This is a genomic window from Sphingopyxis sp. KK2, assembly GCF_001990265.1.
GTDB lineage: Bacteria > Pseudomonadota > Alphaproteobacteria > Sphingomonadales > Sphingomonadaceae > Sphingopyxis.
On the sequence record NZ_LYVN01000142.1, the window covers coordinates 1 to 10,077 of the forward strand.

The following is a 10,077-nucleotide window of genomic DNA, read 5'->3' on the forward strand; positions in this document are numbered from 1 at the left end:
GATGGCGCGCTGGCGCGGCGAACATCGCGATCAGATTGCCCGCGACGGTGAATTCGGCGATCGGCTCGGCAAGCTGGCCGTTCCGGATCGCGAAGCCCGACGCGCCGCGGCTGTAGTCGCCAGTGACGGGGTTGACGCCTTGGCCGATCAGTTCGGTGACATAGACGCCCTCGACAACGCCCTCCATCAGCGCCGCAGGGCTCTGGGTGCCCGCGGCGAGATAGACGTTGCTGACGCTGACGCCCGATGCGCCGCCGCCGCGGCTCGCATGGCCGGTGGGGGTGAGGCCGAGCTGCTTCGCCGAGGCGTTGTCGAGCAGCCAGCCGGTGAGGCGGCCGCCCGATATCAGGTCGCGCCCGGCGGTCGGCAGCCCCTCGCCGTCGAAGGCGCGGCTGCGCAGGCCGCGCAGCCGGTGGGGTTCGTCGCGGATGACGACGGCGCTGTCGAACAATTGTTCGTCTTCCTTGCCGAGCAGGAAGCTGGTGCCGCGTGCGATCGCGGGGCCGCTGATCGCGCCGAGCAAATGGCTGATCATGCCGCCGGCAACGCGCGGGTCGTAAAAGACGGGGACCTTGCCGATCGGCGCCTTGCCCGGACCCAGCCGCGCGACGGCGCGGGTGCCGGCGCGGGTGCCGATCTCGGCCGCGCTTTCGAGGTCGGTCAGATGGTGTGCGCTGTGCCAGCCATAGTCGCGCTGCATCGCGGCGCCCTCGCCGGCGATGACGCTCGCCGACAGGCTGTGGCCGCTCGCGCCATAGCCGCCGGCAAAGCCATGGCTGGTCGCGAGCGCGAGGCGGGTGCGGCTGTGGCTGGCGCTGCCGCCTTCGCTGTTGGTCACCCCGGCGACGGCGCGCGCGGCCTCCTCGGCGGCGAGCGCGGCTTCGCGCAGCGCCTGCGGGTCGGCTTCGCTGGCGTCGTCGAGGTCGAGGTCGGGGATCGCGCCGCGGAACAGCAGCTCGTCGGGGGCGAGGCCGGCATAGGGATCTTCGGGCGCCTCGCGCGCCATCGCGACGCAGCGGTCGACGAGCTTGGCGAGTTCGCCCGCGTCCATGTCGGCGGTCGATACCGACGCGCTGCGCTGGCCGACGAAGACGCGCAGGCTGATGTCCTGGCCTTCGGAGCGCTCGACATCCTCGAGCGCGCCGAGGCGCATCGAGACCGAGGTCGCGGCGTTGCAATAATAGAGCGCGTCGGCGGCATCGGCGCCGGCCTTGGTGGCGGCGTCGCACAGCATCTGCGCGCGGTCGAGGGCTTCGGCTACGGTCAGCATCGCCGCGCCTTAGGGCGCGCGCGGCGAGCCGTCAAAATCTTATCGGTGAAGCGCGGCGGGGGTATCGGGGCGTCAGCCGCCGATGACCGAGAGCCCGGTCGTCGCCGCCATCGCGCCGCTGACCCACAGGAAGGGCAAGGCGAGCGCGGCGATCCACAGCCGGCGCACGTCGCGGCGAAAGCGCGCGTGGAGGCCCCAGCTGGCGAGTGCCTGGCGGCTGAGGTGATACCAGCGGCGTTCGGTGATCCGTGCGATCGGCACCGCGATCGCGAGTAGCAGCGTCAGCGCGACGAAGGTCAGCGCGGTCGGTGCCCCCGCCGAAATCGCGCTCGACACGAGCCATATCTGCAAGGCGGCAAAAACGAGGAGCGCGAAGGCGGCATGGAAGGTCATTCGGCGCCCGAGGCTGCGTGCGGGAGGCACGGCGCGAGCCGAGCGCCCCAAAAGGCGCGGTCCGAATGTTGATGCCATTTTTTCAGCCCCCTTAGGCCGGCGATTCCCAGAAACCCTAGGTTTCAGCCAAGCATGACCGAGTCAAGACAGTCTGCCCGCGATTCGTTAATTTTGCGCTCCATTCGCCCCAATTTGCGAACGACTCTGCGGCGAATGGCGCGATTGCCGCCAAAATGGCAATGAAATGCCCCGGCAGGCGATCGGCGGCGCCCGGAACGCCGCGACTCGCCCGCATGCCGCGCTTTCGTCGACGGCGATTTGGTTTCGGTCGAAACTTGCATCTGCTTGCCCGGCTGATAGCGTCTATGTCCTGCCGTCCGGATGTTTCGGGAAAACAGGGGAAATCAACATGCGATATCTTGCCGTCTTGGCCGCGCTTGCGCTGCCGCTCGCTCCCGCGCTCGCGCAGGAAGCGCCCAAGCCTGCCGACGTCGCGCCCAAGCCCGCGGCGCTGACCGCCGACGGCGTACCCGAAATCCCCGCCGAGCTCGCGGCGGCGACGCGGCCCTATATGGAAAATCGCGGCGCGGGTTTCGTCGGCTGGAACCCGGTCGACAAATCGATGCTGATCTCGACCCGCTTCGGCAACACCAACCAGATTCACCGCGTCGCCTTTCCGATGGGCGCGCGGCAGCAGCTGACCTTCGAGGCCGAGCCCGTCGGCGCGGCGATATGGTCGCCCAAGAGCGCCGACATCATGCTGGTGCAGAAGGATGTCGGCGGCAATGAATTCTACCAGATCTATGCGATGAAGGACGGGCGGCTCGACCTGCTCACCGACGGCAAGAGCCGCAACGGGCTCAATGCGTGGAGCAAGGACGGCAGCCTCGTGGCCTATACCTCGACGCGCCGCAACGGGCGCGACAACGACATCTATGTCATGGATCCGCGCGATCCCAAGACGACCAGGATGGTCGCGCAGGTCGACGGCGGCGGCTGGGGCGTCAGCGACATCGCGCCCGACAAGAGCTGGGCGCTCGTCGCCAAATATGTCTCGGTGCAAAAGGTCGACCTGTTCCGGCTCGACCTTGCGAGCGGCAAGCTGACGCCGATCGGCGACCATAGCAAATCGATCGCCTATGGCGGCGGCGCCTTTGCCCCCGACGGCACGATCTGGGGCACCAGCGACGAGGGCAGCGATTTCCAGCGGCTCGGCACGCTCGATCCCGCGACGGGCAAGTTCACGCCCAAGGGCCCGGCCGAGAAATGGGACGTCGACACCTTCGACATCGCCGACGACGGCAGCTTCATCGCCTATGTCGTGAACGAGGCGGGCATGGCGAAGCTGCGCCTGCTCGATCCCAAGACGGGTGCGGTGCGGACCGTCGAAAAGCTGCCCGCGGGGATCATCGGCGGGGTCGACATCGCGCCGTGGGGCGACATCGGGCTGAGCTTCACCTCGGCGCGCAGCGCCGCCGACGCCTACAGCGTCAATCCGCAGACGCTCGAGGTCACGCGCTGGACGCAGAGCGAGACCGGCGGGCTCGACGTGACGAAGAATGTCGAACCCGAGCTGGTCAAGGTGAAGAGCTTCGACGGACTCGAGGTATCGGGCTTCCTCTATCGCCCCGACCCGGCGAAATTCCCGGGCAAGCGGCCGATGATCATGAACGTCCATGGCGGGCCCGAGGGCCAGTCGCGCCCGGGGTTCATGGGGCGCACCAATTACCTGCTCAACGAGATGGGGATCGCGGTCTTCTATCCCAATGTCCGCGGCTCGACCGGCTATGGCAAGACCTTCGTCAGCCTCGACAACGGGCCGTTCAAGCGCGAGGACAGCGTCAAGGACATGGGCGCCTTCCTCGACCATTTCGCCAAGGACAAGACGCTCGACCCCGCGCGCTTCGCGCTCACCGGGGGCAGCTATGGCGGTTATATGTGCTATGCGGCGGCGATCCATTATTCGGACAAGCTGCGTGCGAACCTGTGCGTCGTCGCGATCTCGAACTTCGTGACCTTCCTCGAAAATACGCAGGATTATCGCCGCGACCTGCGCCGCGTCGAATATGGCGACGAGCGCGTGCCCGAACAGCGCGCGAAGCTGATGGAAATCTCGCCGCTGACCCGCGTGTCGGAGATCAAGAAGCCGTTGTTCATCGTCACCGGCGCGAACGACCCGCGCGTGCCGGCGTCGGAGGCTGACCAGATCGTCGCAGCGGTGCGCAAGAATGGCGGCACCGCCTGGCACCTCGTCGGGACGAACGAAGGCCATGGCTTCGCGAAGAAGGAAAATGTCGACTATAATTTCTGGGCGTCGCTGGTCTTCTGGAAGCAATATCTGCTGAATTGAGGCCGAGCCCGCTGCCGCCCCGCCGGTCTTCGACGCGGCGGCGGCGGGCGTCGGTCACCAGGCGATGGTCAGCCCGCCCGTCTTGTACCGGTCCGACAATTCGTCGATCACCTGCTTGGCCGGGACGAGCCGCCAACCCGCGTCGGCGACATCTGCGGGCAGCGCGGCGGCGTTGACGAAGCGCACGCGCATCTGGGCTTCATAGCCCGAGTTCAGCTGATAGTCGCGGACATAGATGCTCGAGACGTTCGTCGTGCGCGAGATCGAAATGCGGCTCAGCAGCAGCATGCTGTCAAATCCTTCGCGCTGCGCCGTCTGCGCCGCACCCAGCATGGCCAGTTCCTCGACTGCGGCAATGGGCGCCACCTTGTGCGTGTACCGAATCGTCCAGATGTCGGTCTTGCCCTCGCGGTTTCGCGACAGCCCGGAGTCGCTGAGGAAATAGCCATCGCCGGCCGGTTTGAGTGTGGGTACGACCTTCGCCGTTTCGGGGCGCGGGAGCGCCGCCATCAGCGCGTCGGTCGATAGTTTGAGCGCATCGGTGCGCTGGACGTCGAGACGACTGCGGATCGACGCCAATATCTCCTCATTCTTCTTGCGCTGTTCGGGCGTATCGAACCGCATGAGCGACAGGATGTCGGGGGCGATCGGCAGGCTCTGGAGCCGCTTCGCCGCAATTTCCGCCTCGCTTTCAGCGATCGGCATAGTGGCGATCCGCGGGCGGAAGGCGATGGCCGCGTTCCACAAGGCCAACTCGGCCTTGGCCTTTCGAGCGAAGGGAAGGCGGCGCGCATGGTCGTCGACATCCTGCCTTTTCGGCGGGCGGCCGTCCTCGCGCGGGGGCGGCGGCGTCATGATCTCGTCGATCTCGGCGCCCGCTTCGTCGAGCAGCGCCCTGGCGCGCGCATGGTTGCCCGCGACGCTTTCGGCATAGGCCCATGCGCCTGCAACCGATGCGCGGAGGCCGATCTGCTCCATCGCACTGCTGTCGGCGCCGCGGAGCGTCCAGCCGCCGCGTTGTTTCGGAAGGTCGAAACTGATCGTCGGCGCCACGACGCGCGCCTCGTCGTAATTGCCGTTCAGGAAATGCATCCAGAACAGAGGACGACCCCTTTCGGGGGACAAGGGAATGGCGCTCTTCAACGCGTCGGCATGGGTCACGAAGCCTGGGTCCAGATACAGCTGCAACTGCATTCCCAGCGCGCGGGTCGACTGCGCCAGCGGACGGCTTTTGGTCAGTCCCTCGATGGCCGCGAGCGCCTCGTCCTTGCGGCCGAGCACGATCAGCGCATAGGCGCGGACGCCCTGATTCCCCAAGCCGATGCTTTGCGCGAAATAGGGGTCGCGCTGGGCCCTGCCGATGGCGTCGCTTTCGGCGGTCAACTTCAGCGCCAGTTCGGGTTGATTGGCGCCGATGGCGTGCACCGCCTTGGCCTGAAGAAGATTGGCGCGGCGGAGCCAGAAGGCATCGATAAGCTGCGCGTCGGCGAGTGCGCGGTCGCAGGCAGCGAGCCCGCGCTCGCCGAAGATCGCAATGTCGTTGCGGCGTATGTCCGCCGATCGCGCGGCGGCCCCGAACAGGAAAGTTTCGCGCGCAATGCCGTCGGACTTGCCCTTGGGCGGGCCGTAGCCGTCGCAATTCAGGAAGTCGGTGCTGCTGGCGGGCGCGCCGTGCGCCGTGCTGACCGACTTGTTGAATCCCTGTGCCAAAGCCGGCGTCGCCGCCAGACCCATCAAGGCCGACAGCGCCACAATCATCCTTTTCGTCATCGATCGCCCCTTAAATCCCCTGCCGCGGATTTAGGTGAGCGCCGATCCACGATCAATCGGATTTCGGTTTAGGATCGGATGGATATGATCCCGCCCGCTTCTTTTGCCTGGGTCGGCCGGCGCGCCCGATCAGTGCTGCGGCGGAACCGGCAGGTCGGTGGCGTCGGGTTCGGCAGGCTCGGCCTGCGGTGCGGTGCCGTTCGCCTGTGCCTCCAGATCCTGCGCGGCCTTCTGGCGTTCGGCGAGCGCGCGTTCCTCTGCCACGACAGCGGCTTCGACTTCGTCCGATGCCGCGTCGATCCCGGCGAGGCGTTTGGCGCGCTCGTCGGCGATCATCGCCTGCCAGTCGGTCTTGTCGGCGGCCTTCGCCTCGGCGCGCGCGCCTTCGACCAGCGCCTGGGTACAGCCGGTGAAGCCGCCGAGCCCGGTCGGCGAGCAGCTGTCGGTGCCGAAGCGGCCGACACGTTCCATCGTGGTCACGCGGTTGAGCCATGCCTGGTTGCGCGGGTCGAGCGGGTCGCCGCCGCGGAACATCGTCGGCACGCGATAGCGGTCCTGTTCGGGCAGGCGGTTACACACGACGATCTCGTCGGCGCTCGACGGCTCGCACTTGTCGTTGCCGTATACGATGACCTGGTTGATCTTGTCGGCGTTCGACGTGTCGGCATCCTGCGCGGCGGCGGGAAGCGCGAACAGGCTGCCGGCAAGGAACAGCGCGGCGAGGGGGAGGCGGGTCATCGGGTCATCCTTCGTCGTTTCGTGCGGCATGGCAGTCCATGCCTGCATCCGTCATGAACGGGCAGTTGCTTGTATCAGATACGCTTCGACAGCGCGATGGCTGCGCGGCATCCGGCGCGGATGGCAAAGCTCAAGAGCGGATAGCCGGGGGCGCTTTCGGCGCCCGCGGCGAGCGCCGCTTCCTTATGTTCGAGTTCCTCGGCGCGAAAATCGGCGACCGCGGCGCTGAGTTCGGGGTCGCTGTCACCGAGCTCGTCGAGCTGGTGCCGGTAATGGCGGTCGATCTCGGTCTCGACCGCGGCGGTGCACGCCATCGCGGCGCGCGGGCCCATCGCGGCGGTGACCGCACCGAGCGCGAAGCCCGCGACGTTCCACACCGGCTGGAGCGCGGTCGGGCGCACGCCGCGCTTCGCGACCATCGCGTCGAAGAATTTGCGGTGGCGCTCTTCCTGCTCGGCCATATGCGCGATCTCGCGCGCCATCGGGTGACGGTCGCCCATCACCGCGAGCTGGCCGGCGTAAATGCGCGTCGCGCCATATTCGCCGGCCTGGTCGACGCGGATCATCGCGGCGTTCTTGTCGGTGTCGCTCATGCCGCCGATGTGCGCCCGCGGCGCAGCAGGGTCAAGACGAAGGCGGCCGCGCCGAACGAGAAGATCGCGTTGAAACCCGCGAGCGAAATCGGGCCCAGCGTCCATTGCGGCACGTCGCAGCGGATGATCGGCGCCGCCATGATGCTGTCGAGCGTCACCGGGCCGCTGCCGGTCGAGCTGCACGTCGTCAGTCCTTCCCACCAGCCATATTCGACCCCGGCGTGGAAGATGCCGATCGCACCGCTCACCGCGATCGCCAGCGCCGCGAGCCCGGTCAGCGCGCGCATCGCGCCATCGTTCCTGCGCAGCAGCAGCGCGAGCAGCGCCAGCACGATCGCCGCCTGGTGCGGCCAGCGCTGCCAATAGCACATCTCGCACGGGTGCAGGCCAAAGCCATATTGCGACACCAGCGCGCCGCCATAGAGCAGCAGCGGTGCGGCGAGCGCCACGACGGGCGCGGCGATACGCGAGTTCAGCATGTCGGACCCCTCAGACGCGGCTTAGTTGCGACGCACCGGCTTGGCGGGCGCCTTTGCCGGCGCGCTGCCCTGCGCCATGCGCGCCGCGGGGTTGATCCGGCCGATCGTCTGCAGCGCATAGTTGAGCTGGAAATCGTCGATGCCCTTGGCTTTCAGCTCCTCGGCGGTCGCGGTGAAGCGCGGATCGTCCTTTTCGTCCTTTTCGAGCAGGCTGTTGTCGACCTTTTTCTCGTTGATCAGGTGGCGGCGCAGATCGCTTTCGCGGAAGCGCGGGCGATCCTTGTAATCGGGGTCCGACAGCTGCGGCACGCGGATGTCGGGGTCGATCCCGCCTTCCTGCACGCTGCGGCCCGAGGGCGTGTAATAGCGCGCGGTGGTCAGGCGCAGCGCGGTGGTGTCGGTCAGCGGCAGCACCGTCTGCACCGATCCCTTGCCGAAGCTGCGTTCGCCCATGATGACCGCACGATGCTGGTCCTGCAGCGCGCCCGCGACGATTTCGGAGGCCGAGGCCGATCCGGCGTCGATCAGCACGATCACCGGCGCACCGCCCGCAAGGTCGCCGGGTTCGGCGAAATAGCGTTCGATGTCGCCCTTGCGGCGGCCGCGCTGCGAGACGATTTCGCCGCGTTCGAGGAAGATGTCGCTGATCCCGACGGCTTCGTCGAGCAGGCCGCCGGGGTTCGAGCGGAGGTCGAGCACCCAGCCGCGCGGCTTCTTGCCCAGCGATTTTTCGACCGCCATCATCGCGGCCTTGAGGTCGGTGGTCGCATCGGCCGAGAAGCTGGTGACGGTCAGCACGCCGACGTCGCCCTTCACTTCCCATTTGACGGGTTTCAGGTCGATGATCTCGCGCGTCAGCGTCAGTTCGATCGGCTTGTCCTGCCCTTCGCGCACGACGGTGATGTCGATCTTGGTGCCCGGCTTGCCGCGCATCTGGTCGACCGCTTCGTCGAGCGTCAGCCCGAAGATCAGTTCCTTGTTGATGTGGGTGATATAGTCGCCGGCCTTGATCCCGGCCTTGTCGGCCGGGGTGTCGGCGGTCGGCGCGATCACCTTCACGACGCCGTCTTCCATCGTCACCGACAGGCCGAGCCCGCCATATTCGCCGTCGGTCTGGGTGCGCAGATTCGAAAAGCCGCGCGCGTCGAGATAGCCCGAATGCGGGTCGAGGCTGGCGAGCATGCCGTTGATCGCGCCCTCGATCAGTTTCGAATCGTCGACGGGTTCGACGTAATTCGACCGCACTTCGAGGAAGACGTCCATGAACCGCGAAATCTCGTCGGTCGTCGCGGTGTCGACGGTCGCCATCGCCCCGGTCGCCAGCGGCACCAGCGCGAGCGTGCTGAGCGCGGCGGCGCCCTGCCACAGCGCGAAACGGCGCTTGGGGGACACGGGAGTCTTGGTCGGTTCGGTCATGATCGTCTTTCAGCCTTGGCGGAGTCTGCGCCTAAAATCCCCGGTACGTCATAATCCTATGCAATCCCCGGGGCGTCAAGCGATGCCTATGCTTAGGGATCGGCGCCCGAACGGCAGGTTAACGGGACGCGTCAGCCGAGCATCTGGGCGATGTCGACCGGGCGCCCGGCGCGGCGCAGTTCGACCGTGATATGCGCGTCGTCGGCGCCCGCGCGGCCGATCGGCGCGCCGGCGTCGAGCTGGTCGCCGACGCTCGCCGACAGGCCGATCATCCCGGTGAGCAGCGAGGTCCAGCCGCCGCCATGGTCGATGATGACGATCTTGCCATAGCCGCGATAGTCACCGGCAAAGCTGACGCGCCCGGGCGCGGGGGCGACGACCTGTCCGCCGGGCCGCGCGACGATGGTGATGCCGCGCGATCGCACGCCGCTGTCGTCGACTTCGCCGAGCCCCGCGACGATCCGCCCGACGACGGGCAGGCGGTACGCGCCGCGCGACAGGTCGGCCTCTTCGCGGGCAAAACTGGCGGTGGCGGGGTTGCCGCTCGCCGGATCCTTCGGGCGCTGGACCGGCCCTGCGAGCTGGGCGAGCTCGGCGCGCACGCCGCTGTCGACCTCGAGCGTGTCCATCAGCTCGACGATGTCGCGTGCCTTTTCGCCGAGCCCGAGCGCGCGATCGGCCTCGAGCCGCGCGCTGCTCATCAGCTCGCGCGAACGCAGCCGGCCTTCATTCTCGAGCCGCGTCAGTTCGTCGCGCCGCGCCGCCAGCTGCTTCTTGCTCGCGGCGAGCGCGGCGAGCGCGGCCGACTGCTGCTGGCGCGTGGTGCGGAGGGCAGCGAGTTCGCGGCGCACCCCGGCGGTGCGGCGGTCGATCACCGGCATCACCGCGTCGAGCACCGCGCGCGCATGGACCATGTCGGTCAGCGACCCCGGCTGCGCGAGCACTGTGACCGGCGGCTGGCGCGACAATTGCTGGAGCGAGGCTGCAAGCTCGAGCAGCGGCTGCTGCTGCTCGGCGAGCCGCGCCTGCTGCTCGGACAGGCGGCGGCCGACGAGCGCGACGCGCGCC

General features: G+C 67.8%; 9 protein-coding genes. 1 reads left to right on the forward strand and 8 read right to left on the reverse strand.

Features of this window, described 5'->3' with window-relative positions; translation table 11 throughout:
• The coding region (locus B1A78_RS17995; RefSeq protein ID WP_077148287.1) for a TldD/PmbA family protein at positions 1 to 1,270 on the reverse strand (1,270 nt) is incomplete at its 3' end.
• Between the two features lie 72 nt (positions 1,271 to 1,342).
• A complete protein-coding gene (locus B1A78_RS18000) occupies positions 1,343 to 1,663 on the reverse strand; it encodes a hypothetical protein (protein WP_256839214.1) in 321 nt (106 codons plus the stop codon).
• Between the two features lie 409 nt (positions 1,664 to 2,072).
• Between B1A78_RS18000 and B1A78_RS18005 the strand changes: the two genes are divergently transcribed.
• On the forward strand, positions 2,073 to 4,013 hold the full coding sequence (locus tag B1A78_RS18005; protein WP_077148289.1) for a prolyl oligopeptidase family serine peptidase: 1,941 nt from the start codon (positions 2,073 to 2,075) through the stop codon (positions 4,011 to 4,013).
• A 54-nt stretch (positions 4,014 to 4,067) separates the two neighbouring features.
• Here the strand turns inward: B1A78_RS18005 and B1A78_RS18010 are convergent, their stop codons facing one another.
• The 6 genes from B1A78_RS18010 to B1A78_RS18035 all read right to left on the reverse strand — a co-directional run.
• Complete coding sequence (locus tag B1A78_RS18010; protein WP_077148290.1) at positions 4,068 to 5,783, reverse strand: hypothetical protein; 1,716 nt, start codon at positions 5,781 to 5,783, stop codon at positions 4,068 to 4,070.
• Between the two features lie 129 nt (positions 5,784 to 5,912).
• A complete protein-coding gene (locus tag B1A78_RS18015) occupies positions 5,913 to 6,521 on the reverse strand; it encodes a hypothetical protein (protein WP_077148295.1) in 609 nt (202 codons plus the stop codon).
• Positions 6,522 to 6,595: 74 nt separating this feature from the next.
• A complete protein-coding gene (locus B1A78_RS18020; protein WP_077148291.1) occupies positions 6,596 to 7,114 on the reverse strand; it encodes a demethoxyubiquinone hydroxylase family protein in 519 nt (172 codons plus the stop codon).
• Complete coding sequence (locus B1A78_RS18025) at positions 7,111 to 7,593, reverse strand: disulfide bond formation protein B (RefSeq protein ID WP_077148292.1); 483 nt, start codon at positions 7,591 to 7,593, stop codon at positions 7,111 to 7,113. The genes B1A78_RS18020 and B1A78_RS18025 overlap by 4 nt, the downstream gene beginning before the upstream one ends.
• A 21-nt stretch (positions 7,594 to 7,614) precedes the next feature.
• Entirely contained in the window at positions 7,615 to 9,009 is a 1,395-nt protein-coding gene (locus tag B1A78_RS18030; protein ID WP_077148293.1) for a S41 family peptidase, read from the reverse strand.
• Positions 9,010 to 9,140: 131 nt separating this feature from the next.
• A partial coding sequence (locus tag B1A78_RS18035; protein ID WP_077148294.1) for a murein hydrolase activator EnvC occupies positions 9,141 to 10,077 on the reverse strand: 937 nt, incomplete at its 5' end.

Excerpts from the sequence above, each read along its gene's own strand:
- B1A78_RS18000 (WP_256839214.1), bottom strand. The coding sequence starts at position 1,663 with ATGACCTTCCATGCCGCCTTCGCGCTCCTCGTTTTTGCCGCCTTGCAG.
- B1A78_RS18005 (WP_077148289.1), top strand. The coding sequence starts at position 2,073 with ATGCGATATCTTGCCGTCTTGGCCGCGCTTGCGCTGCCGCTCGCTCCC.
- B1A78_RS18010 (WP_077148290.1), bottom strand. The coding sequence starts at position 5,783 with ATGACGAAAAGGATGATTGTGGCGCTGTCGGCCTTGATGGGTCTGGCG.
- B1A78_RS18015 (WP_077148295.1), bottom strand. The coding sequence starts at position 6,521 with ATGACCCGCCTCCCCCTCGCCGCGCTGTTCCTTGCCGGCAGCCTGTTC.
- B1A78_RS18020 (WP_077148291.1), bottom strand. The coding sequence starts at position 7,114 with ATGAGCGACACCGACAAGAACGCCGCGATGATCCGCGTCGACCAGGCC.
- B1A78_RS18025 (WP_077148292.1), bottom strand. The coding sequence starts at position 7,593 with ATGCTGAACTCGCGTATCGCCGCGCCCGTCGTGGCGCTCGCCGCACCG.
- B1A78_RS18030 (WP_077148293.1), bottom strand. The coding sequence starts at position 9,009 with ATGACCGAACCGACCAAGACTCCCGTGTCCCCCAAGCGCCGTTTCGCG.